The organism is Streptomyces sp. CA2R106 (genome assembly GCF_037034245.1).
Lineage (GTDB): Bacteria > Actinomycetota > Actinomycetes > Streptomycetales > Streptomycetaceae > Actinacidiphila.
The window spans coordinates 212,255-237,148 of sequence record NZ_JBAGKC010000004.1 but is presented as its reverse complement, the minus strand read 5'-3'; the positions used below and the strand labels follow the sequence as shown (position 1 = coordinate 237,148).

Below are 24,894 nucleotides of genomic sequence, written 5' to 3'. Positions count from 1 at the left end.
TGCGCATGCCCGATAACGGGCGATGCATATCAGCCACATGACGACGACGGGAGAGCCATGCGTTCGCGTTCCGCGTTCATGGACGGGCGCCCCGCCCCGCAGGGGATGTACGATCCCCGCCACGAGCACGACGCCTGCGGCGTCGGCTTTGTCGCCACGCTCAGTGGCGAGGCGAGCCATCAGCTCGTCCAGCAGGCCCTGACCGTCCTGCGCAACCTGGAACACCGCGGCGCCACCGGGGCCGAGCCGGACTCCGGCGACGGCGCCGGCATCCTGCTCCAGATCCCCGACGCTTTCCTGCGCTCCGTCGTCGACTTCGAGCTGCCCGCCGCCGGCCACTACGCCGCCGGCCTCGCCTTCCTGCCCACCGAGCCCGACGACCGCACCAAGGCCGTCGACGCCATCGAGCGGATCGCCGCCGAAGAGGGCCTGACCGTCCTGGGCTGGCGCGAGACGCCGACCGACCCCGACCTGCTCGGGGCCACCGCCCGCTCCACCATGCCGCACTTCGCGCAGCTTTTCGTCGCCGACCAGGCCACCGGGCGCGCCGGCATCGAGCTGGACCGCCCCGCGTTCGTGCTGCGCAAGCGCGCCGAGCGCGAGGCCGACGTGTACTTCCCGTCGCTGTCGGCCCGCACCATCGTCTACAAGGGCATGCTCACCACCGGGCAGCTGGAGCCGTTCTTCCCGGACCTGTCCGACGAGCGCTTCGCCACCGCCATCGCCCTGGTCCACTCGCGGTTCTCCACCAACACCTTCCCGAGCTGGCCGCTCGCCCACCCCTACCGGTTCGTCGCGCACAACGGCGAGATCAACACCGTCAAGGGCAACCGGAACTGGATGCGGGCCCGCGAGTCGCAGCTGGCCAGCGAGCTGCTCGCCGGCGCCGCCGCCTCCACCGACCTGGAGCGGATCTTCCCGATCTGCACCCCCGGCGCCTCCGACACCGCGTCCTTCGACGAGGTGCTGGAACTGCTGCACCTCGGCGGCCGCTCGCTGCCGCACAGCGTGCTGATGATGATCCCCGAGGCGTGGGAGAACCACACCTCGATGGACCCGGCCCGCCGCGCCTTCTACCGCTACCACTCCACGCTGATGGAGCCCTGGGACGGCCCGGCCTGCGTCACCTTCACCGACGGCACCGTCGCCGGCGCGGTCCTGGACCGCAACGGGCTGCGCCCGGGCCGCTACTGGGTGACCGACGACGGCCTGGTGGTGCTCGCCTCCGAGTCCGGCGTGCTGCACGACATCGCGCCGGAGAAGGTCGTCCGCAAGGGCCGGCTCCAGCCGGGCCGGATGTTCCTGGTCGACACCGCCTCGCACCGCATCGTCGAGGACGACGAGATCAAGGCCGAGATCGCCGCCCAGAACCCGTACGCGGACTGGCTGGACGCCGGGCTGATCGAGCTGGCCGACCTGCCCGAGCGCGAGCACATCGTGCACACCCACGCCTCGGTCACCCGCCGCCAGCAGACCTTCGGCTACACCGAGGAGGAGCTGCGGGTCCTGCTCGCGCCGATGGCGCGCACCGGCGCGGAGCCGATCGGCTCGATGGGCACCGACTCGCCGATCGCCGCCCTGTCCGACCGGCCGCGGCTGCTCTTCGACTACTTCACCCAGCTCTTCGCGCAGGTCACCAACCCGCCGCTGGACGCCATCCGCGAGGAACTGGTCACCTCGCTGATCTCCACCATCGGCCCGTCCGGGAACCTGCTGGAGCCCAGCCCGGCCTCCTGTCGCAACATCACCCTGCCCTTCCCGGTGATCGACAACGACGAGCTGGCCAAGCTCATCCACGTCAACGCCGACGGCGACCTGCCCGGCCTGAAGGCCGCCACGCTCTCCGGCCTGTACCGGGTGGCGGACGGCGGCGAGGCGCTCGCCGCGCGCCTGGCGGAGATCTGCGCCGAGGCCGACGCTGCCATAGAGGACGGCGCCCGCCTGATCGTGCTCTCCGACCGGCACTCCGACGCCGAGCACGCCCCGATCCCGTCGCTGCTGCTGACCTCCGCGGTGCACCACCACCTGATCCGCACCAAGCAGCGCACCCAGGTCGGCCTGATCGTCGAGGCCGGCGACGTCCGCGAGGTGCACCACGTCGCGCTGCTGATCGGCTACGGCGCCGCGGCCGTCAACCCGTACCTGGCGATGGAGTCCGTCGAGGACCTGGTCCGGGCCGGCACCTTCCTGCCCGGCGTCGACGCCGACACCGCGATCCGCAACCTCATCAAGGCGCTCGGCAAGGGCGTGCTGAAGGTGATGTCCAAGATGGGCATCTCCACCGTGGCCTCCTACCGCGGCGCGCAGGTCTTCGAGGCGATCGGCCTGGACGCGGAGTTCGTCGACACCTACTTCCACCTCACCGACACCAAGATCGGCGGGGCGGGCATCGACGTCATCGCGCGCGAGGTCGCCGCCCGGCACGCCAAGGCGTACCCGGTCTCCGGCATCCCCGCCGCGCACCGCCGGCTGGAGATCGGCGGCGAGTACCAGTGGCGCCGCGAGGGCGAGCCGCACCTGTTCGACCCGGACACCGTCTTCCGGCTCCAGCACGCCACCCGCAGCCGCCGCTACGACATCTTCAAGCAGTACACCTCGCGGGTGAACGAGCAGTCCGAGCGGCTGATGACGCTGCGCGGCCTGTTCGGCCTCAAGCACGACCGCCCGGCCATCCCGATCGACGAGGTCGAGCCGGTCAGCGAGATCGTCCGGCGGTTCTCCACCGGCGCCATGTCGTACGGCTCGATCTCCCGCGAGGCGCACGAGACGCTGGCCATCGCGATGAACCAGCTCGGCGGCAAGTCCAACACCGGCGAGGGCGGCGAGGACCCGGAGCGGCTGTACGACCCGGCCCGGCGCAGCGCGATCAAGCAGGTCGCCTCCGGCCGGTTCGGCGTCACCTCCGAGTACCTGGTCAACGCCGACGACATCCAGATCAAGATGGCGCAGGGTGCCAAGCCCGGCGAGGGCGGCCAGCTGCCCGGCCACAAGGTGTACCCGTGGATCGCCGGCACCCGGCACTCCACGGCGGGCGTCGGCCTGATCTCGCCGCCCCCGCACCACGACATCTACTCCATCGAGGACCTCGCCCAGCTCATCCACGACCTGAAGAACGCCAACCCCCGGGCCCGCGTGCACGTCAAGCTGGTCTCCGAGGTCGGCGTCGGCACGGTCGCCGCGGGTGTGTCCAAGGCACACGCCGACGTGGTGCTGATCTCCGGGCACGACGGCGGCACCGGCGCCTCCCCGCTCACCTCGCTGAAGCACGCGGGCGGCCCCTGGGAGCTCGGCCTGGCCGAGACCCAGCAGACGCTGCTGCTCAACGGGTTGCGGGACCGGATCGTGGTGCAGACCGACGGCCAGCTCAAGACCGGCCGGGACGTGGTGATCGCGGCGCTGCTGGGCGCCGAGGAGTTCGGCTTCGCCACCGCGCCGCTGGTCGTCTCCGGCTGCGTGATGATGCGGGTGTGCCACCTGGACACCTGCCCGGTGGGCGTCGCCACCCAGAACCCGGTGCTGCGCGACCGGTTCTCCGGCAAGCCGGAGTTCGTGGTGAACTTCTTCGAGTTCATCGCCGAGGAGGTCCGGGAGATCCTCGCCGAGCTGGGCTTCCGCACCATCGAGGAGGCCGTCGGCCACGCCGAACTGATCGACGCCGGCCGCGCGGTGGAGCACTGGAAGGCGCAGGGCCTGGACCTGGCCCCGCTGCTGTACGTGCCGGAGCTGCCCGAGGGCGCGGCGCTGCACCGCACCACCGGCCAGGACCACGGCCTGGAGCGCGCGCTCGACAACGAGCTGATCCGGCTCGCCGCCGACGCGCTGGAGTCCGGCGCCCCGGTCCGCGCCCAGGTGCCGATCCGCAACGTCAACCGCACGGTGGGCACCATGCTCGGCCACGAGGTGACGAAGAAGTACGGCGGCGCGGGCCTGCCGCCGGACACCATCGACATCACCTTCACCGGGTCGGCCGGGCAGTCCTTCGGCGCGTTCGTGCCGCGGGGCGTCACGCTGCGGCTGGAGGGCGACGCCAACGACTACGTCGGCAAGGGCCTGTCCGGCGGCCGGGTGATCGTCCGCCCGGACCGCGGCGCGGACCACCTCGCGGAGGAGTCCACCATTGCGGGCAACACCATCGCCTACGGCGCGACCGGCGGCGAGCTGTTCCTGCGCGGGCGGACCGGTGAGCGGTTCTGCGTGCGCAACTCCGGTGCGACGGTGGTGGCCGAGGGCGTCGGCGACCACGGCTGCGAGTACATGACCGGCGGCCGGGCCGTGGTGCTCGGCGCCACCGGCCGGAACTTCGCGGCCGGCATGTCCGGCGGCATCGCCTACCTGCTGGACCTGGACCCCGAGCGCGTCAACCCCGGGATGGTCGAGGTCGAGCAGCTGACCGCCGACGACATCACGTGGCTGCACGACGTGGTGCGCCGCCACTTCGAGGAGACCGGTTCCACCGTCGCCGAGCGGCTGCTCGCCGACTGGGGCGGCGCCCTCACCCGCTTCGGCAAGGTCATGCCGAGGGACTACAAGGCAGTGCTCGCCGCCAAGAACGCCGCCGAGCTGGCCGGACTCTCGGAGTCCGAGACGACCGCGAAGATGATGGAGGCGGCAAATGGCTGACCCCAAGGGCTTCCTCACCACCCCGCGTGAGAACAACCCGACCCGCTCGGTCGAGGAGCGCAAGCAGGACTGGAAAGAGGTCTACGTCCCCGGCGGGCTGCTGCCGATCGTCAGCAAGCAGGCCGGCCGCTGCATGGACTGCGGCATCCCGTTCTGCCACCAGGGCTGCCCGCTGGGCAACCTGATCCCGGAGTGGAACGACTACGCCTACCGCGAGGACTGGACCGCCGCGTCCGAGCGGCTGCACGCCACCAACAACTTCCCGGAGTTCACCGGGCGGCTGTGCCCGGCGCCGTGCGAGTCCGCGTGCGTGCTCGGCATCAACCAGCCGCCGGTGACGATCAAGAACGTCGAAGTCAGCATCATCGACAAGGCGTGGGACAACGGCGACGTGACGCCGCAGCCGCCGGAGCGGCTGTCCGGCAAGACCGTCGCGGTGATCGGCTCGGGCCCCTCGGGCCTGGCCGCCGCCCAGCAGCTCACCCGGGCCGGCCACACCGTCGCGGTCTACGAGCGGGCCGACCGGATCGGCGGGCTGCTGCGGTACGGCATCCCCGAGTTCAAGATGGAGAAGCGGCACATCAACCGCCGCATCGAGCAGATGCGCGCGGAGGGCACCAAGTTCCGCACCGGGGTGCAGATCGGCACCGACCTCGACGGCGCGAAGCTGGTCCGGCGGTACGACGCGGTGGTCATCGCGGCCGGTGCCACCCAGTGGCGTGACCTGCCGGTCGAGGGCCGCGAACTGACCGGCGTGTACCAGGCGATGGAGTACCTGCCGCTGGCGAACAAGGTGCAGGAGGGCGACTTCGTCACCCCGCCGATCAGCGCCGAGGGCAAGCACGTGGTGGTCATCGGCGGCGGCGACACCGGCGCGGACTGCGTCGGCACCGCGCACCGGCAGGGCGCGCTGTCCGTCACCCAGCTGGAGATCATGCCGCGGCCGTCCGACGAGCGGCCCGCGCACCAGCCGTGGCCGACGATGCCGATGGTCTACAAGGTCACCTCCGCGCACGAGGAGGGCGGCGAGCGGGTCTACGCGGTCAACACCGTGCGGTTCACCGGCGACGCCGACGGGCACGTGCGCGAACTGCACCTGGTCGAGGTGGTCTTCCAGGACGGCAGGTTCGTGCCGCAGGAGGGCACCGAGCGGGTCATCCCGGCCGACCTGGTCACCCTCGCGATGGGCTTCACCGGCACCGACCAGAAGAACGGGCTGATCGAGCAGATCGGGCTGGAGCTGGACGCGCGCGGCAACATCGCGCGGGACGCCTCCTACGCGACCAACGTCGACGGCGTGTTCGTCGCCGGTGACGCCGGCCGCGGCCAGTCGCTGATCGTCTGGGCGATCGCCGAGGGGCGCTCCGCGGCGAAGGCCGTCGACGCCTACCTCACCGGGGTGCCCTCGGCGCTGCCCGCGCCGATCCGCCCGACCGACCGGCCGCTCACCGTCTGACCGGTCACCGGCCGACCTGATCGGCCGCACCGCCGGGCCCCGCCCGGCACCCGAGATGTCCCGCACAACGGCGTGCGGTACGCAGCAACACCCGCAACGCTCGCCACTCCCCGACCAAGGAGGCGGGCGTTGTGGCTTTTCCGGGACCTTCGCGGACCCGGCCCTACGTCTCGCACGCCAACTCCGTGGCGCACAGCGCGCACCGGGCGCGCAGCCGCCCCGCGCAGGGCAGGCGGATGCGCTGGAAGCAGGTCGGGCAGGCGAAGGAGACGCGCAGGTCGGCCGGGGGACCGGTGAACGCGTAGCCGGCGCTGTCCGGGGCGGCGCCGGCCCGGCGGTGCCGCGCGTACAGGCGGCGGGCCGCCCACGGCGCGGCGGCCAGCGGCGGCCGGCGCAGGTCCTGCCGGGCCCGCTCGAGCCCCGCCCGGTAGGCGTCCGCGGCCTGCGGACTGCGCAGCCAGGGCTCGATGTCGTCGCCGAGGGCGAGCGCCCGCTTGGCCAGGACGTACCCGAACTCCTCGGGCGTGAGGTAGCCGAGCTTGTACGCGGCCATGGTGATCCGCTCCGCGCGCAGTGCGGGCTCCTCCCGGTAGGCGTCCAGCAGCAGCCAGCCCGCGCCGAGGTAGGCGGCCGCGGTGTCGGTGAGGATCTCGTTGTCGCGGGTGCCGGGGAACTCCAGCCCCAGCCGGTGCAGGTAGACGTGCGTCACCTCGTGGGCGAGCGCGGCGCCCACGTCCCGGCGGTCGGTGCGGAACCGGGCGTGCAGCTCCACGAAGTACTCCGGGCCCGCGGCCAGTTCGACGCTGCCCGCGTGCGCCATGTCGCGGAACCCCACCACCATGCGGGCGTCCGGCAGCCGCAGGTGCCGCACCATCACCCGGGCCACCCGCAGCGCGCCCAGATACGGGTCCTCGTCGTCGGGGAAGTCCACCAGCTCCGGCCGCACACTCGCCGCGAACCGGGCCACCCCGTCCGCCGACAGCCGCCGGTACAGCGCGGTCAGCGCCCGCCGCACCGTGTCCAGATGCGGGAAGCCGTGCACGATCGGCCCCCCGGCCGCCTCCGCGCCGCCCCGCGCCGACCCGTCCATGGCCACCTCCCCGCGCCCCTGCGAGCGTAACCCCTCCACCGGTACGCGCGCCGGGCCCCGCGGCACCGCGGCCTCGCACAGGTGCGCCGGCCTCGTATCCATGATCGGCGAAGGCGTTCCACCAGCGGCTTTCGTGCGGCAGCATGAAGGGCATGCCTGCTCTCAACCGCGCCGAGGCCGAGACCCGCGCCCGTGACCTGGCCGTAGCGCACTACGCGATCGACCTTGACCTCACCCGGGGAGCCGAGCGCTTCGGATCGACCACCGTCATCCGCTTCGCGGCCCTGCGCGACTGCGACACCTTCGCCGAGGTCGAACCGGCCGCCCTGCACCGGGTGCTGCTCGACGGCACCCCGGTCGACACCGCACTGCTGGACGGCAACCGGCTGCCGCTGCCCGGACTCGCGCAGGGCCCGCACGAACTGCGCGTCGAGGCCGACATGGCCTACTCGCACACCGGCGAGGGCATGCACCGCTTCACCGACCCCGCCGACGGCGAGACCTACCTCTACACGCAGATGTTCCTCGCCGACGTACGGCGGGTCTTCGCCGCCTTCGACCAGCCCGACCTGAAGGCCCGCTTCGAGGTGGCCGTCACCGCGCCGGAGCACTGGACGGTGCTCGGCAACGGCATCGCCACCCGCACCGCTCCCGGCCGCTGGCAGATGGCCCCCACCCCGCCGCTGCCCACCTACGCCGTCGCGGTCGCCGCCGGCCCCTACCACGCGGTGCGCGCCGAGCACGCCGGGCTGCCCTTCGCGCTGCACGCCCGCCGCTCGCTCGCCGCGCACCTGGACCGCGCCGCGCCCGACCTGCTCGCCTTCACCTTCCGCTGCTTCGACCGCTACCGCGAGATGTTCGCCGAGCCGTACCCCTTCGACTCCTACGACCAGGCGTTCGTGCCCGAGTTCAACTTCGGCGCCATGGAGAACCCCGGACTGGTGGTCCTGCGCGACGAGTACGTCTACCGCTCGGACGCCACCCCCACCGAACTGCGCAACCGCGCGGTGGTCATCGCCCACGAGATGGCCCACATGTGGTTCGGGGACCTGGTCACCCTGCGCTGGTGGGACGACATCTGGCTGAACGAGTCGTTCGCGGAGTACATGGGCTACCAGGTGGTCTCCGAGGACCCGCAGTTCGCCGGCGCCTGGACCGACTACGGCGCCAACCGCAAGTACCGCGGCTCCGACAGCGACCAGCGCCCCTCCACGCACCCCGTCGCACCGCTGCCCGAGGACGTGCCCGACACCGCGTCCGCGCTCACCAACATCGACGGCATCTCCTACGCCAAGGGCGGCTCCGCGCTGCGCCAACTGGTCACCTGGATGGGCCGGGAGGACTTCCTGGCCGGCCTGAACGCGCACTTCGCCCGCCACCGCTTCGGCAACGCCCGCCTCGCCGATCTCATCGCCTCGCTGTCGGCCGCCACCGAACGCGACGTGCCCGCCTGGGCCGAGGCGTGGCTGCGCAGCACCGGCATCGACACCCTCACTCCGTCCGCGTCCCTCGCGCCCGGCGGCTGGCGGCTGGAGATCGGGCACAGCGGCCACCGCCCGCACCGCATCGACGTCGGGCTCTACGACCGCGCGCCCGGCGACACCGCGCGGCTGGTGCTGCGCGAACGCGCCACCGTGGACATCACGGCCACCGCCGCCGTCGAGCGCCGCACCTTCGACGGCGCCCGGCCCGACCTGGTGCTGCTCAACGACAACGACCTCAGCTACGTCAAGGTCCGCTTCGACGACCGCTCGTGGGAGGCGGTGCGCGACGCGCTCGGCAGCATCCCCGACCCGCTGTCGCGCTCCGTCGCCTGGAACGCGGCGCGCGACCTGGTACGGGACGCCCGGCTGGCGCCCGCGCAGTACCTGGACCTGGTGGGCCGGCACCTGCCGGGGGAGGCCGACCCGTCGATCGTGCACGGGGTGCTCACCTTCGCCCGGGTGACCGTCGCCGACCGCTACCTCGGCCCGCAGGCGCGGCCCGCGGCGCTCGCCGTACTCGCCGCCACCGCCCGCGCGCTGCTCGCCGAGGGCCGCCCCGGCAACCGGCTCACCGCCCTGCGCGCACTGGCCGCCTCCGCGGCGGGCGACGCCGGGACGGCCGAACTGCGCGGCTGGTACGACACGGGCACCGGGCCCGGCGGCGCCACCCTCGACCAGGAACTGCGCTGGCTGCTGCTGGCACGGCTGGCCGTCCTCGGCGCGGCCGACAGCGCCGACATCGACGCGGAACTGGCCCGCGACCCCGGCGCCGCCGGACACGAGGCCGCCGCCCGCTGCCGCGCGTCCCTGCCCGACCCCGAAGCCAAGGCCGCCGCCTGGCAGGCGATCTTCCACGAGTCGCGCTCCGCGCACCTGGTCGGCGCGGCCGCGGACGGCTTCTGGCACCCCGAGCAGCGGGAGGTGCTCGCCGACTACCTGCCGCGCTACTACCCCGACGCGGCAGCGGCCGCCGCCCGGCGCGGCCCCGCGATCTCCGACGCCGTCGCCCGCCGCGGCTTCCCCGGCACCGAAGTCACCCCACCCGCCTTGGCGTTGGGCCGCGCCGCCCTGGACGACCCCACCCTCACCCCGGCCCTGCGCCGCGCCCTGACCGACCAAGTCGACGACCTCGCCCGCGCCCTGCGCATCCACCAGGTCTTCCCCGCCTGAGCGGGCCCCTTTCCCGCACCGACGCCAGGGCGTCACGGGGTGCCGCGCGGGCGGTCCGTGAGGCCAGCGCGGTGCGTGGGCCGCGGGGCTTTGTGGGGTGCCCTGGCGGGTGCGGGGGCCCGGTCCGCTCTGGGGCCGAGCCCGTCCGCTCGTTCGGCCCCGGCCGGAAGGCCGTTCGGCTCGGGGAGCGGAGAGGCGGCGCCCCTCCGTCCACACCCCGGCCCCGCCCGGCGGGAGATGTGACGTAGCGTGGATCTTCAACTGGCCTGAAATCGAGGCGAGTTGGGGAGAGTTCGGGGGACGGGCGCGGGTCGGGGTGGGGACGTACCCATTCGGGGCAGCGGTCGTTGAACACAACGCCCTTGTCGTGCGCGCCGGCGGGCGCCGGTCGGGCCGCGCCGTGCCGCCGCTGAGTGAGGAACACCCATGCCGATGCCCGGACTTGCCGGAGGACGTGGAACCGCCGAGGCGCTGCGCCCCCTGGTGGACACCGTCTGCGGCGCGCTGGCGGACGGCGCCCGCGACCGCGGCGGTCCGATGCCGGGCGGCGGACCGCAAGGCGTCGCCCGGCTCGTCGAGCAGGCCGCCCCCGACGTACTGCCGCTGGCCGGCACCGGCGAGCACGAAGCACTCGCCACCCTGGTGCACCTCATGGCGGCCGGCGCCGCCGACCCCGCCGACCCGCTGTGCGCCGCCCACCTGCACTGCCCGCCGCTGGCGGTCGCGGTGGCCGCGGACCTCGCCGCCTCCGCGCTCAACCCGTCCATGGACTCCTGGGACCAGGCCCCCGCCGCCAGCGCCCTCGAAGCACGGGTGACCGCGGCGCTGGCCGCCCTCGTCTACCCCGACCTGCCCGCGCCCGACGCGCTGGTGACCACCGGCGGCACCGAGTCCAACCAGCTCGCCCTGCTGCTCGCCCGCGAGCGCGCCGCCGGCGGCCCCCGGGTCCAGGTGGTGTGCGGCGCCAACGCCCACCACAGCGTCCAGCGCGCCGCCTGGCTGCTCGGCCTGCCGCAGCCGATCGTGCTCGACACCCCCGCCGGCGTCCTCGACCCGGCCGCCGTGGACACCGCACTCGACCAACTGCCCGGCCGCCCCCTGGTGGTGGCCACCGCCGGCACCACCGGCAGCGGCGCCATCGACCCGCTGCCCGCGATCGCCCACGCCGCCGGGCAGCACGGCGCCGAACTCCACGTCGACGCCGCCTACGGCGGCCCCCTGCTGTTCAGCAGCCGCGAGGCCGCCAAGCTCGACGGGTTGCAGTCCGCCGTCTCCGTCACCCTCGACCTGCACAAACTCGGCTGGCAGCCGGTCGCCGCCGGACTGCTGGCCGTACCCGACGGCACCGCGCTGCGCCCGCTGACCCACCAGGCCGACTACCTCAACGCCGCCGACGACACCGAGGCCGGCCTGCCCGACCTGCTCGGCCGCTCGCTGCGCACCAGCCGCCGCCCCGACATCCTCAAGGTCGCCGTCACCCTGCGCGCCCTGGGCCGCGAGGGCGTCGCCGCCCTCGTCGACGCCGTCTGCGACCTCGCCCACGACCTCGCCGACCGCATCGAGCGCCACCCCGCGCTCACCCTGCACGCCCGGCCCGCGATCAGCACCGTCCTGTTCCGCCCGACCGCCGCGGACGACGAGGAGACCGCCGAGCTGCGGCGCCGCCTGCTCCACGAGGGCCGCGCCGTACTCGGCCGGGCCCGCGCCGACGGCCGGCTCTGGCTCAAGGCCACCCTGCTCAACCCGCACCTGCGCCCCGACGACCTCGACCGGCTGCTCCACCTCACCACGGAAGGCACCACGGCACGATGAACCCCACCCCGTCCGGCGCCGACGGCGCCCCCGGCACCGCCGCGCCCGCGGAGGAGCCCTTCGACCTGCTCGGCGTCGGCATCGGCCCGTTCAACCTCTCCCTGGCCGCGCTCGCCGACGGCGTCCCGGAGCTGACCGCCGCCTTCTACGACCAGCGCCCCGACTTCCGCTGGCACCCCGGGTTGCTCATCGACGGCGCCACCCTCCAGGTGCCCTTCCTCGCGGACCTGGTCACCCTCGCCGACCCCACCAGCCGCTGGAGCTTCCTCAACTGGCTGCGCGGCCGCGACCGGCTCTTCCCGTTCTACTTCGCCGAGCGCTTCCATGTGCACCGCGCCGAGTACGACGCCTACTGCCGCTGGGTCGCCCAGGCACTGCCCACCACCCACTTCGGCCAGCAGGTCGACAGCGTGCGGTGGAACCCGGCCCGCGCCCTGTTCGAGGTGGACCACACCCACGTCGACGCGCACGGCGAGGCCGAGGCGCTGGCCCGCACCTACGCCCGGCACCTGGTGATCGGCGTCGGCACCCGGCCGCACGTCCCCGAGCCGCTGCGGCCGCTCGCGGACTCCCCGGCGGTGCCGGTCGTGCACTCCTCGCGCTACCTCCAGGAGCGCGAACGGCTGCTGGCCGCCGAGCACATCACCGTGGTCGGCTCCGGGCAGTCCGGCGCCGAGGTCTTCCTCGACCTGCTGCGGCAGCGCCCGCCCGGCCGGGAGCGGATCACCTGGCTGGCCCGGACCCCGGCGTTCGCGCCCATGGAGTACAGCAAGCTCGGCCTGGAGCACTTCACCCCCGACTACACCCGCTACTTCCACCAGCTCGCCGAGCCGGTCCGGGACCGGCTGGTGCCGCAGCAGTGGCAGCTGCACAAGGGCATCGACACCGAGACGATCAGCGAGATCCACGACGAGCTGTACCGCCGCTCCCTGGAGGGCGGCTGGCCCGACGCGGTGCTCGCGCCGGGCGTCAGCGTCCGCACCGCCGGCCGGCTGGGCACGCAGAGCGTCGAGTTGCACGTGGAGCACGCCGAACAGGGCACCCGCACCCGGCTGGTGACCAACGCGGTGGTGCTCGCCACCGGTTACGAGGAGCGCCCGCTGGACCGGCTGCTCGACCCGCTCGCGCCGTACGTCGGGCGGGACGCGTCGGGCCGGCCGCAGATCGACGCCCGCTACCGGATGCGGCTGGACCCCTCGGTCTCCGGCCGGATCTACGTGCAGAACGCCGAGCGCCACACGCACGGCGTGGGCGCGCCCGACCTGGGGCTCGCCGCCTGGCGGTCCGCGGTGGTGCTCAACGACCTGACCGCGCTGCTGACCGGCACGGAGCACTACCGGCTGCCGGACCGGACCGCGTTCACCACCTTCGGCCTGCCCGGCCCCGCCCCGGCCGGCGGACCGGGCGCGGGGCAGGGGACAGGGCAGGGGACAGGGCAGGGGACGGGAGCGGGTGCGGGGACGGGGACGGGGGCTGCCGACACGGCCCAGGAGCTCAGCCGAACAGCGGAACTCCGTCGCGGGTGAGCTGCCACTGGTCGCCGCCGAAGCCGGCCGGGTCGATCGTGCCGTGCGCCTGCACCCACGCGATGATGGTGTTGCGGATCTCGTCGGAGGTGGACCACACCGACTGCGCGGCGGCCACGTGCGGGTAGTTGCTGCCGCCGCTGGAGCGGTAGTTGTTCACCGCGAGCACGAACTGCGCGGCCGGGTCGAGCGCCGCGCCGCCGTGCGTGAGGTTGGTGATCCGCGAGCCGGCCGGCTGCGCGATGTCGATGTCGTACGACACCCCGCTGAGCACGTCGTAGCTGAAGTCGGGGGTGTTGTTCGCGTTGGTGATCTTCGTGACGTCCACGGCGGCGTCCGGCGCGGTCTGCACGAAGTACTCCGCGGACCACTCCAGGTAGTCCTTGATCTGGGCGCCGGTCAGCAGCTTGGCGTCCAGGGTGTTCTCGTAGACGTACAGGCCCGCCACGTCGCGCAGCGAGACCTGCCCGGCGGGGATGGCCGCGGTGCGGGAGAAGGGCGACGCCTGGGAGAGCACCGGCAGGTCGGCGTAGTCGGTGCCGGCCAGCGCGGCGGTGACGGTGTCGGCCTGGACCTTGTTGATGAAGTCGATGATCGGGGTGTCCTTGTAGGTGGACTCCGCCGCGGACATCGCCTCGGTGCAGGTGCCGACGACCTGGTTGACGTAGTCGACGACCTTCTGGTGCTCGTCGCGCACCAGCTTGGCGACGGCCGGGTCCTCCTCGACGGTGTTGGCGTTGCGCACCTCGGCCTTGACGGAGGTGACCTTCCAGCGGCCGTGCTCCAGCTCCAGGTCGATGTCGAAGACGCTCAGCCGCATGCCCCACATCAGCGGCTCGGACAGCACCACGGTCCTGCCGGTCTCCTCGTTGACCACCAGGGTCTGCGGGCGCTCCACGTGGGTGTGGCCGACCAGGATCGCGTCGATGCCGGGCACCTGCGCGGCGACCAGCGAGGAGGCGTTCTCCGGGTAGGGCACCGCGTCGCCGTAGGTGGTGCTGCCGTCCAGACCGGAGTGGTCGGTGCAGAACACCACGTCGCAGCCGAGCGCGCGCAGCTTGGGGACGTACACCCGGGCCTGCTCGACCAGGCCGGGGAAGGACAGCTGGCCTTGCACGTTGGCCTTGTCCCACACCGCGATGCCCGGGTTGGTCAGGCCCAGGATGCCGACCTTGATGTTCGGGCCGCCCTTCACCCGCAGTTCCTTGACGAGGTAGGGCGGGAAGGCCGGGCGCAGCGTCTTGGCGTCCACGGCGTTCGCCGCCAGCAGCGGGAAGTCGCACTGGTCCTGGAAGGCGCGCAGCAGCGGGATGCCGTAGTTGAACTCGTGGTTGCCCAGGGCGGCGGCGTCGTAGCGCATGTGGTTCATGGCCAGCGCCATCGGGTGCTGGGGGCCCTTCTTCGCGCCGGTGATCGGCTCGACGCGGGCGAAGTAGTAGGACAGCTGGGTGCCCTGGATGATGTCGCCGGCGTCGACGAGCAGGGTGCGGTCGTGGCCCTTCTCGGCGCGGGCGTCCTCGACGAGGGTGGCGAGCTTCGCCATGCCGACGTCGTTGTGGGTGGCGTCGTCGTACTCGGCGTCGGTGAAGTAGTCCCAGTTCAGGGCGTGGCCGTGGACGTCGGTGGTGCCCAGCACCCGCAGGCTGTAGGTGGTGGGCCGGTGGCCGTGGCCGGGCGCGGGCTGCCGGTCGGCCGCCTGCGCCGGTGCCGCCGCCACCGCACCGGCCGCTCCGGTGAGCGCGACGCCCGCACCTGTCGCGGCGGATCGGTTGATGAAGTCCCTGCGGTTGAGCGGCATGTCGGGTTCTCCCTGAAGGGGTCGGGCGGTGGGCGCGGCCGGACGGCATCGCGACGCGCGTAGATTCTGGACCAGAGGAGGGGCCCGGCAACACCCCCGGGGAGTGAACGGCCCGCCGCTCGTACACGATGGGCCGACGAAGACGGCGCGCGAGGACCCCGGACCGCTCATCGGAGCGGGTGCCCGCACACACTTCGACACTTGTCAACAACCGTTAATCCGAACGTCGTTGGGCTGTTGGCGTCACCGCGCTCCCTACCAACGAGTAAGTCATACGCTCGACACATGCGCCGAGCCAAAATTGTCTGCACCCTGGGTCCTGCCACCGAGTCCTACGACCAGATCAAAGCACTGGTCGAGGCGGGGATGGACGTCGCCCGCCTGAACCTGAGCCACGGCGGCTACGCCGAACACGAGGACCGCTACCGCCGCGTACGCAAGGCCGCCGACGAGACCGGGCGCAGCGTCGGCATCCTCGCGGACCTTCAGGGCCCGAAGATCCGGCTGGGACGTTTCGCCGAGGGGCCCGTACTGCTTGAACGCGGCGACGAGTTCACCATCACCGTCGACGACATCGAGGGCGACCAGACGATCTGCGGCACCACCTACAAGGGCCTGACCGCCGACGTCGCCCGAGGTGAGCGCATCCTCGTCGACGACGGCCGGGTCACCCTGGAGGTGACCGACGTCGAGGGCCCCCGCGTGCACACCATGGTGATCGAGGGCGGCATGGTCTCCGACAACAAGGGCCTGAACCTGCCCGGCGTCGCGGTCTCCGTCCCGGCGCTGTCCGACAAGGACATCCGCGACCTGCGCTGGGCGCTGCGCACCGGCGCCGACGTCATCGCGCTGTCCTTCGTGCGCAGCGGGCGCGACATGGACGACGTGCTGCGGATCATGGCGGAGGAGGGGCGCCGGGTCCCGGTGATCGCCAAGATCGAGAAGCCGCAGGCGGTGGAGAACCTGGAGGACATCGTCGACGCCTTCGACGGCATCATGGTCGCCCGCGGCGACCTGGGCGTCGAGATGCCGCTGGAGGCCGTGCCGATCGTCCAGAAGCGCGCGGTCAAACTCGCCCGGCGCAACGCGAAACCGGTCATCGTCGCCACCCAGATGCTCGACTCGATGATCGACAACTCCCGCCCCACCCGCGCCGAGGCCAGCGACGTCGCCAACGCGGTGATCGACGGCACCGACGCGGTGATGCTCTCCGGCGAGACCAGCGTCGGCAAGCACCCGATCGAGACGGTCAAGGTGATGTCCCGGATCGTGGCCGCCGCCGAGGAGGACATCCTCGCCGCCGGGCTGCCGCCGCTCACCGACAGCAACAAGCCGCGCACCCAGGGCGGCGCCGTGGCCCGCGCCGCCGCCGAGATGGGCGACTTCCTCGGCGCGTCGTACCTGGTGGCCTTCACCCAGTCCGGCGACACGGTGCGCCGGCTGTCCCGCTACCGCTCGCCGATCCCGGTGCTCGCCTTCACCCCCGAGGAGGACACCCGCTCCCAGCTCAACCTGACCTGGGGCGTCGAGACGTTCCTCGGCCCGACGGTGCAGACCACCGACGAGATGGTGCAGCAGGTCGACGAACAGCTGCTGCGGATCGGCCGCTGCAAGAAGGGCGACGTCGTGGTGATCACGGCCGGTTCGCCGCCCGGAATGCCCGGCACCACCAACATGGTCCGGGTCCACCACATCGGTGAGGACGACTCCCCGAAACGGTAATGCACCATTGCCGACGTTGGTGCTGACTTCCCAGCTTGGAGCGGTCGGCGCCCCTTCTCCAATAGCGGGCCCCGCCGGACGGACAGTCCGCGGGGCCCGTCGGTTTTCGGCCAGTGGCGGAAACTCCGAACCCTCGCAATTAACACTCTGTTACCTGTCTGCAATACGCAATCGGCGGCCCGCGCTCCCTCGTCGCCGCCGTGCGCCGCCGCCCCCGTATTCCCGTTGCGTCGATCTTGTCCGAAATGACGGCGTACCGCTGCCGCCGGCCTGCCGCGCCCACTCGAAGTGCACGTTCTCATCATGCGGACCCCGCGCAAAGCACCCAAACAGCACGGCAAACCTCAACTGAAGCTCAAGAACAGACGTTTGGCATAACAAGACAGTCACACTCTTCGCCGTACTGCTCCCCGACCCCCCATCACGCGCCTAGAGTCACGGCCAGTCACCGCGCCTCCGAATTAGCGATCGGACTGAAGCGTGCGACTTCGACCGTCCACGAGGACCGGTCGAGCCAGGGGAAAGGACCGCTTGTGCGACACCGCTCTTTGCTGCTGCTCACCTCCGTATTGACCACAGGAGCCCTCACTCTGACCGCCTGCGGATCGCGCAGCGACGACAGCAAGAAGAGCGGCGGCGACGGTGGTGGCAGCGGCGTCACGCTCACCATCGGCGTCGACGCGCCGCTCACCGGCCAGAACTCCGCCACCGGCCTGGGCCTGCAGTACGGCACGCAGCTCGCGGTGGACGACGCCAACTCCAAGAAGCTCGTGCCCGGCGTGACCTTCAAGGTCAAGGCGCTGGACGACAAGGCGCTGCCCGCCACCGGCCAGCAGAACGCCACCGCCCTGGTGCAGGACAACAACGTCATCGGCGTGGTCGGCCCGCTCAACTCCGGTGTGGCCGAATCCATGCAGCAGGTCTTCGCCACCGCCAACCTGGTGGAGATCTCGCCGGCCAACACCAACCCCGACCTCACCCAGGGCAAGAACTGGGCCACCGGCAAGAAGGTCCGCCCCTTCAAGACCTACTTCCGCACCGCCACCACCGACGCCAACCAGGGCGGCTTCGCGGCGGACTACGCCTACAACACCCTGAAGAAGAAGGACGTCTTCGTCGTCGACGACAAGCAGGCCTACGGCGCCGGCCTCGCGTCGATCTTCAAGAGCAAGTTCGCCGCCCTCGGCGGCAAGATCGCCGGCACCGACCACGTCAACACCGGTGACACCGACTACTCCGCGCTGGTCACCAAGATCAAGCAGTCGCACGCCGACATGCTCTACTACGGCGGCCAGTACGACGAGTCCGAGCTGATCACCAAGCAGCTCAAGGCCGGCGGCGTGAACATCCCGCTCATGGGCGGCGACGGCATGTACTCCGACACGTACATCAAGACCGCGGGCGCGGCCGCCAACGGCGACCTCGCCACCTCCGTCGGCGTCCCCGTCGACACCCTCCCGGCCGCCCAGAACTTCATCAAGGCCTACAAGGCCGCGAAGTACCCCGGCGACTACGGCACCTACGGCGGCTACTCCTACGACGCCGCCACCGCCATCATCAACGCCGTCAAGAGCGTCATGGACGCCAACGGCGGCAAGCTGCCGGCCATGAACGACGCCCGCTCCAAGGTCGTCGACGCCGTCCAGAAGACCGACTTCCAGGGCATCGCCGGCCACGTCTCCTTCGACCAGTACGGCGACACCACCAACAAGCAGCTCACCGTCTACCAGGTCAAGAACGGCAAGTGGACCGCCGTGAAGAGCGGCGTCTACACGGGCTGACCGACCCCGCAGCACCGAGGGCCGCGCGGCCGGTCACCCCGGCCGCGCGGCCCACTGCTTGCCACCCCCGCGACCCACCCGCCCGCCGCACCACCCACCCGCGACCCGTCCCCACCCACCTGCTCCCAGCGACATGGAGGCCATGCGGTGCACACCCTGCCGCAACAGCTGGCCAACGGGCTGTTCCTCGGCTCGATGTACGGGCTCATCGCCATCGGCTACACGATGGTGTACGGCATCGTCCAGCTCATCAACTTCGCCCACGGCGAGATCTTCATGACCGGCGCGTTCGGCGCGCTCACCGTATGGAACGTCCTGCCCGACGGCATGAACATCTGGGCCGCACTGCCCCTGATGCTCATCGGCGGCGCCATCGTCTCCGTGCTCATAGCCGTCGGCGCCGAACGGTTCGCCTACCGGCCGCTGCGCGGCGCACCACGCCTCGCCCCGCTGATCACCGCGATCGGCCTCTCCCTCGCCCTCCAGCAGGCGATCTTCGTCTGGTACCCCGGCGCCGACAACGCCAAGAACTTCCCGCAGCTCGGCACCCACCCGTACCACCTCGGCTCCATCAGCGTGCAGCGCAACGACATCTTCCTCGTCGTCGCCGCCGCGATCTGCATGATCGGCCTGGCCGCCTTCGTCCGCACCAGCCGCACCGGCCGCGCCATGCAGGCCACCGCGCAGGACCCGGACACCGCCCAGCTCATGGGCATCGACACCAACCGCATCATCGTGATCGCCTTCGCCATCGGCGGCCTCTTCGCCGCCGTCGCCGGCGTCGCCTTCGGCCTGAAGTACGGCCAGATCAACTACAACATGGGCTTCCAGGCCGGCCTGAAAGCCTTCACCGCCGCCGTCCTCGGCGGCATCGGCAACATCTACGGGGCCATGCTCGGCGGACTCGTCCTCGGCATCGCCGAAGCCTGCGCCACCGCCTACATCGCCAACATCCCCGGCATGCACCAGCTCGGCGGACAGGGCTGGGCCAACGTATGGGCATTCGTCCTGCTCATCGTGGTCCTCCTGGTCCGACCACAGGGCCTGCTGGGTGAACGCGTAGCGGACAGGGCGTGACACCCATGACCGACATCCCCGCCACCGAGGCGCTCCAGCCCACCCCGCTCGGCACCACCCGCCCCGACGCCCCGCGCGCCGACTCCTACCTCAGCCTGCCGCCCGCCGCCGCCCGCATCGCGACCCTCGTCGGCGCCGTCGGCACCGTGGCCTCCACGTTCATGTCGTGGACCTACACCTCCGACTTCCCCGGCGACCTCACCGTCAACGGCTACCCCGGCGGCCTCCAGGTCCTCACCCTGATCGGCGCCGTCCTCACCGGGCTCCTCGCCCTCGGCGCCTTCGGCGTCAAGGGCCTGACCTGGCTGGTGCCCAACCGCTCCGCCAACGCCGTCCTCCTGCTGGCCGCCGGCACCTTCGCCACCACCTGGTACGCCGTCATCGCCATCGCCCAGGAACTCGGCGGCCTGGCCAACCTCAACCCCGGCGGCTTCGTCGCCGCCGTCGCCTCGCTCGTCCTGCTCGTCGGCGCCCTGGCCCTGCCCATCAACCGCCAGCCGCTGGACGCCACCGACGCCGAGTACTACGAACTCGGCCGGCTGAGCGAGAACGGCGCCGCCCGCGCCACCTACCGCCGGCTGCGCCAGGCCCGACTGCACCACACCGAACTGTCCGTCCCCGACCCGGCCCGGGCCCCCGCGTGGGTGCAGTACCTGGCCATCGTCGTGGTCGCCGCCGTCGGCGTGAAGGTCCTCACCTACGGCCTGGCCACCGGATACACCGAACTCTTCGTCGGCTACCTGATCCTGGTCGCCTTCACCCTGTGGTCGTTCAACGCCGCCGGACTCACCCGGCAGTTCTCCAAGATCACCGCCGACCACCGGCCGTTCGCCATCCTGATGGGCATCCTCGCCGCCATCGCCTACCCGTTCGTGCAGAACAACGAGCACTGGGCGAACCTCGGCGTCAACATCCTCATCTTCGGCACCGTCGCCCTCGGCCTGAACATCGTCGTCGGCCTTACCGGCCTGCTCGACCTCGGCTACGTCGCCTTCCTCGGCGTCGGCGCCTACGCCGCCGCCCTGGTCTCCGGCTCCGAGTACTCCATCTGGTCCGGCGTCCAGTTCCCGTTCTGGGCCGCCGCCCTCACCGGCATGGCCGCCTCGCTCGTCTTCGGCGTCCTCATCGGCGCCCCCACCCTGCGGCTGCGCGGCGACTACCTGGCCATCGTCACCCTCGGCTTCGGAGAGATCTTCCGCATCGCGGTCAACAACCTCGACGGCGTCTCCGGCCCCAAGGTCACCAACGGCCCGAACGGCATCTCGCAGATCCCCGACCTGTCGATCTTCGGCTACAACCTCGGCGACCCGCACACCATGGGCTCCATCACGCTGGGCCGGTTCGCCAACTACTACCTGCTGATGCTCGTCATCACGGTGATCGTGGTCCTCGTCTTCACCCGCGCCTCCGACTCCCGGATCGGCCGCTCCTGGATCGCCATCCGCGAGGACGAGACCGCCGCCACCGCCATGGGCATCAACGGCTTCCGGGTCAAGCTCATCGCGTTCGCGCTCGGCGCCTCCCTCGCCGGCCTGGCCGGCACCGTCAGCGCCCACGTCACCTACAGCGTCGTGCCCAACCCGTACCAGTTCTCCGGCGCCGCACCGCCCAACTCGGCGTTCCTGCTCGCCGCCGTCGTCCTCGGCGGCATGGGCACCGTCACCGGACCCGTCCTCGGCGCGGCCCTGCTCTACCTCATCCCCGAGAAGCTCGGCTTCCTCCAGCGCTACGAACTCCTCGCCTTCGGCGTCACCCTCGTACTCATCATGCGGTTCCGGCCCGAGGGCATCATCGCCAACCGCCGCCGCCAGCTGGAGTTCCACAAGGACGAACCCCCGGCCCCGGACGAAACCCTCGTCCCCGCACAGCCGGCCGTCGGCGGCGACGGCGCGGCCGCCGGCGCGGCAGGGGCGTGAAGGACACCATGACCACGACGACCAGCACCCCCGCCGCCCCGGCGGCCACCCCCGGCAGCACCCCGCTGCTCCAGGCCAGCGGCGTCATCATGCGCTTCGGCGGCCTCACCGCCGTCCGCGACGTCAGCCTCACCGTCAACAGCGGTGAGATCGTCGGCCTGATCGGCCCCAACGGCGCCGGCAAGACCACCTTCTTCAACTGCCTCACCGGGCTGTACGTCCCCACCGAGGGCTCCGTCCGCTACCAGGGCACCGTCCTGCCGCCCAAGCCCCACCTCGTCACCAAGGCAGGCGTCGCCCGCACCTTCCAGAACATCCGGCTGTTCGCCAACATGACCGTGCTGGAGAACGTCCTCGTCGGCCGGCACACCCGCACCCGCGAGGGCCTCTTCTCCGCCCTCATCCGCGGACCGCGCTACCACAAGGCCGAGGCCCGCTCCCGGGAACGGGCCATGGAACTCCTGGAGTTCACCGGCCTCGCGACCAAGGCCGACCACCTCGCCCGCAACCTCCCCTACGGCGAGCAGCGCAAGCTGGAGATCGCCCGCGCGCTCGCCAGCGAGCCCGGGCTGCTCCTGCTCGACGAGCCCACCGCCGGCATGAACCCGCAGGAGACCCGCGCCACCGAGGAACTGGTCTTCGCCATCCGGGACCAGGGCATCGCGGTGCTCGTCATCGAGCACGACATGCGGTTCATCTTCAACCTCTGCGACCGCGTCGCCGTCCTCGTCCAGGGCCAGAAACTGGTCGAGGGCACCGCCGACGTCGTCCAGAGCGACGAGCGCGTCGTCGCGGCCTACCTGGGCGAGCCGTTCGAGGCGGAACCGGCGGCCGAACCGGAACCGGCGGCCGACGGCGACAACGAGGCCGGCACCGGCACCGGCGCGCAGGAGCAGGAGAACGACCGATGACCGCACTGCTCGAAGTAGAGGACCTCCGGGTCGCCTACGGCAAGATCGAGGCCGTCAAGGGCATCTCGTTCACCGTCGAGGCCGGCCAGGTCGTCACCCTCATCGGCACCAACGGCGCCGGCAAGACCACCACCCTGCGCACCCTCAGCGGCCTGCTCAAGCCGATCGGCGGCCGGGTCACCTTCGACGGCAAGGTGCTCACCCGGGTACCCCCGCACAAGATCGTCTCCCTGGGCCTGGCCCACTCCCCGGAGGGCCGGCACATCTTCCCCCGGCTCAGCATCGAGCAGAACCTGCTGCTCGGCGCCTTCCTCCGCCGGGACGCCGCCGGCATCACCAAGGACGTCGAGCGCGCCTACGAGCTGTTCCCGATCCTCGGGGAACGCCGCAAGCAGGCCGCCGGCACCTTGTCCGGCGGCGAGCAGCAGATGCTCGCCATGGGACGCGCCCTGATGTCCCAGCCCAAGCTGCTGATGCTCGACGAGCCCTCCATGGGCCTCTCGCCGATCATGATGCAGAAGATCATGGCCACCATCGTCGAGCTGCGGTCCCAGGGCATGACCATCCTGCTCGTCGAACAGAACGCCCAGGCCGCCCTCTCGCTCGCCGACCAGGCCCACGTCATGGAGATCGGCAGCATCAAGATCTCCGGCAGCGGCCAGGAACTCCTGCACGACGAGGGCGTCCGCAAGACGTACCTCGGCGAGGACTGACCGGCGCCCCGGGGCACACCGGGGACCGATCGACGGGTAAGGCCCGCACTCCTGGAGTGCGGGCCTTACCCGTACCGTGCAGCCGCCCTGTACCGCGGGCGGGGACCTACTTCTCCGTCACCTCGTCGATGACCGCCTGCGCCACCGCCTGCATCGACATCCGCCGGTCCATCGACGTCTTCTGAATCCAGCGGAACGCGGCCGGCTCGGTCAGCCCGTACTTGGTCTGGAGCACGCTCTTCGCCCGGTCCACCAGCTTGCGGGTCTCCAGCCGCAGCGACAGGTCGGCGATCTCCGCCTCCAGGGCGCGCAGTTCCTGGAAGCGGCTCACCGCCATCTCGATCGCCGGCACCAGGTCGCTCTTGGTGAACGGCTTCACCAGGTACGCCATCGCGCCCGCGTCCCGCGCCCGCTCGACCAGCTCGCGCTGGGAGAAGGCGGTGAGCATCAGCACGGGGGCCAGCTTCTCCCCGGCGATCCGCTCCGCGGCGCTGATGCCGTCGAGGACCGGCATCTTGACGTCCAGGATCACCAGGTCCGGGCGGAGCTCCTCGGCGAGCTTCACCGCGGTCTCGCCGTCGCCCGCCTCGCCGACGACCGCGTAGCCCTCCTCCTCCAGCATCTCCTTCAGGTCCAGCCGGATCAGCGCCTCGTCCTCGGCGATGACGACCCGCGTGGTCGCGGGCGGCACATGCGGGGCAGCGTCATCCTGCGCGGGTGTGGGCTCGTCGGGGGCGCTCACGGTGCGGTGCTCCTCGGGTCATGGCGTCGAATCCTGCTACCTGAGCCTACCTAGCTCGGGTAGAGTTTGAACACGGAGGTGGTAGGCTGACCTCTGTTTTGAAGGCCCCGGTAGCCCAATTGGCAGCAGGCAATGGATTCAAAACCCATACAGTGTCGGTTCGAGTCCGACTCGGGGCACTTTACCTTCGAATCGAAGGCTGACGCACTCGTGGGAGCTACTCCGACCGGGTGAACATCCCCGGCGGGCATTCCCTCCGTCGGATCATGTGTCGATCATGGTTCGTATGTACGATTCCGCGACGCGACGCCACGCGCTGGCGGAGATGGCCACCGGCCGCAGCCTGAACTCCGTGAGCCGCTCCACCGGCATATCGCGTGCCGCACTGCGGAGTTGGCGCGACCACGGCATCGAGCCGGTCAGCCGCGGCGCCGCGCCGCTGCGCACGGACGGCCCCGCCTATCCCTACCTGCTCGGCCTCTACCTCGGCGACGGCTGCCTCAGCGGCAACGGCCGCGGCGTGTACGCGCTGCGCATCGCGTGCGGCAACGCGTGGCCGGGGCTCATCGACGCCTGCGAGGCCGCGATCCGCGCCGTCCGCCCGGAAGGCCCCGTCTTCCGGGTGCAGCAACAGGGCTGCGTCCAGGTCACGTCGCTGAGCAAGCAGTGGCCGACCGTCTTCCCTCAGCACGGCCCGGGCCGCAAGCACGAGCGGAGCATCGCGCTCGCTCCCTGGCAGCAGGAGAGGGTGGACGCGTGTCCGTGGGAGTTCGTGCGCGGCCTGATCCACTCCGACGGCTGCCGGATCACCAACTGGACCGTCCGCACGATCGGCGGCCGGCCGAAGCGCTACGAGTATCCGCGGTACTTCTTCACCAACACCTCGGCCGACATCCGGGCCCTCTTCACCAACACGCTGGACGCCGTCGGCGTCACCTGGACCGAGAGCCGCCGCCGGGGCGGGGCGGCGAACATCTCCGTCGCCCGCCGGGAGGCCGTCGCGCTCATGGACCGCCACGTCGGCCCCAAGCACTGAGCGGCCGTCCCGGGGCGGGTCCGGCCGGGGCCGCTCAGGC

General features: G+C 71.7%; 15 protein-coding genes and 1 tRNA gene. 13 read left to right on the top strand and 3 right to left on the bottom strand.

What is annotated here, in order from left to right; genetic code table 11:
* Positions 1-57 precede the first annotated feature (57 nt).
* A complete protein-coding gene (gene gltB, locus WA788_RS08770) occupies positions 58-4,620 on the top strand; it encodes a glutamate synthase large subunit (RefSeq protein WP_335973652.1) in 4,563 nt (1,520 codons plus the stop codon).
* Positions 4,613-6,076, top strand: a complete 1,464-nt coding sequence (locus WA788_RS08765; RefSeq protein WP_335973647.1) for a glutamate synthase subunit beta — start codon at positions 4,613-4,615, stop codon at positions 6,074-6,076. The genes gltB and WA788_RS08765 overlap by 8 nt, the downstream gene beginning before the upstream one ends.
* Positions 6,077-6,239: 163 nt before the next feature.
* Here the strand turns inward: WA788_RS08765 and WA788_RS08760 are convergent, their stop codons facing one another.
* Positions 6,240-7,166: a hypothetical protein gene (locus WA788_RS08760; RefSeq protein WP_335973643.1), complete on the bottom strand. Its 927-nt coding sequence runs from the start codon at positions 7,164-7,166 to the stop codon at positions 6,240-6,242.
* 152 nt (positions 7,167-7,318) lie between these two features.
* Here WA788_RS08760 and pepN point away from each other — a divergent pair, with 152 nt between their 5' ends.
* The 3 genes from pepN to WA788_RS08745 all read left to right on the top strand — a co-directional run bounded on the left by pepN (position 7,319) and on the right by WA788_RS08745 (position 13,158).
* Positions 7,319-9,820: an aminopeptidase N gene (gene pepN, locus WA788_RS08755; protein ID WP_335973639.1), complete on the top strand. Its 2,502-nt coding sequence runs from the start codon at positions 7,319-7,321 to the stop codon at positions 9,818-9,820.
* Between the two features lie 426 nt (positions 9,821-10,246).
* Entirely contained in the window at positions 10,247-11,632 is a 1,386-nt protein-coding gene (locus tag WA788_RS08750; protein ID WP_335973633.1) for a pyridoxal phosphate-dependent decarboxylase family protein, read from the top strand.
* Positions 11,629-13,158, top strand: coding sequence for a lysine N(6)-hydroxylase/L-ornithine N(5)-oxygenase family protein (locus WA788_RS08745; RefSeq protein ID WP_335973632.1), 1,530 nt, complete (start codon positions 11,629-11,631; stop codon positions 13,156-13,158). Before WA788_RS08750 ends, WA788_RS08745 begins: the two co-directional genes overlap by 4 nt.
* Here WA788_RS08745 and WA788_RS08740 read toward each other — a convergent pair.
* On the bottom strand, positions 13,127-14,956 hold the full coding sequence (locus WA788_RS08740) for a bifunctional metallophosphatase/5'-nucleotidase (protein WP_335973630.1): 1,830 nt from the start codon (positions 14,954-14,956) through the stop codon (positions 13,127-13,129). The two genes, WA788_RS08745 and WA788_RS08740, sit on opposite strands and share 32 nt — an antisense overlap.
* A gap of 285 nt (positions 14,957-15,241) precedes the next feature.
* On the opposite strand from WA788_RS08740, the gene pyk reads away from it, so the two are divergent.
* From pyk to WA788_RS08710, 6 genes are all read left to right on the top strand, one after another.
* A complete protein-coding gene (pyk, locus tag WA788_RS08735; RefSeq protein ID WP_335973628.1) occupies positions 15,242-16,678 on the top strand; it encodes a pyruvate kinase in 1,437 nt (478 codons plus the stop codon).
* A 533-nt stretch (positions 16,679-17,211) separates the two neighbouring features.
* On the top strand, positions 17,212-18,459 hold the full coding sequence (locus tag WA788_RS08730; protein ID WP_335973622.1) for a branched-chain amino acid ABC transporter substrate-binding protein: 1,248 nt from the start codon (positions 17,212-17,214) through the stop codon (positions 18,457-18,459).
* A gap of 147 nt (positions 18,460-18,606) precedes the next feature.
* Entirely contained in the window at positions 18,607-19,536 is a 930-nt protein-coding gene (locus WA788_RS08725) for a branched-chain amino acid ABC transporter permease (protein ID WP_335973620.1), read from the top strand.
* A gap of 5 nt (positions 19,537-19,541) precedes the next feature.
* Positions 19,542-21,452, top strand: a complete 1,911-nt coding sequence (locus tag WA788_RS08720; RefSeq protein WP_335973618.1) for a branched-chain amino acid ABC transporter permease — start codon at positions 19,542-19,544, stop codon at positions 21,450-21,452.
* 8 nt (positions 21,453-21,460) lie between these two features.
* Positions 21,461-22,363, top strand: a complete 903-nt coding sequence (locus WA788_RS08715) for an ABC transporter ATP-binding protein (RefSeq protein WP_335973615.1) — start codon at positions 21,461-21,463, stop codon at positions 22,361-22,363.
* Positions 22,360-23,076 (top strand): ABC transporter ATP-binding protein, encoded by a 717-nt coding sequence (locus tag WA788_RS08710; protein WP_335973613.1) that lies wholly within the window; start codon positions 22,360-22,362, stop codon positions 23,074-23,076. Before WA788_RS08715 ends, WA788_RS08710 begins: the two co-directional genes overlap by 4 nt.
* Before the next feature lie 106 nt (positions 23,077-23,182).
* Here the strand turns inward: WA788_RS08710 and WA788_RS08705 are convergent, their stop codons facing one another.
* Complete coding sequence (locus WA788_RS08705; protein ID WP_335973610.1) at positions 23,183-23,818, bottom strand: ANTAR domain-containing response regulator; 636 nt, start codon at positions 23,816-23,818, stop codon at positions 23,183-23,185.
* A 104-nt stretch (positions 23,819-23,922) separates the two neighbouring features.
* On the opposite strand from WA788_RS08705, the gene WA788_RS08700 reads away from it, so the two are divergent.
* Positions 23,923-23,997, top strand: a tRNA-Leu gene (locus tag WA788_RS08700).
* 107 nt (positions 23,998-24,104) lie between these two features.
* A complete protein-coding gene (locus tag WA788_RS08695) occupies positions 24,105-24,854 on the top strand; it encodes a transcriptional regulator (protein ID WP_335973608.1) in 750 nt (249 codons plus the stop codon).
* Positions 24,855-24,894 lie beyond the last annotated feature (40 nt).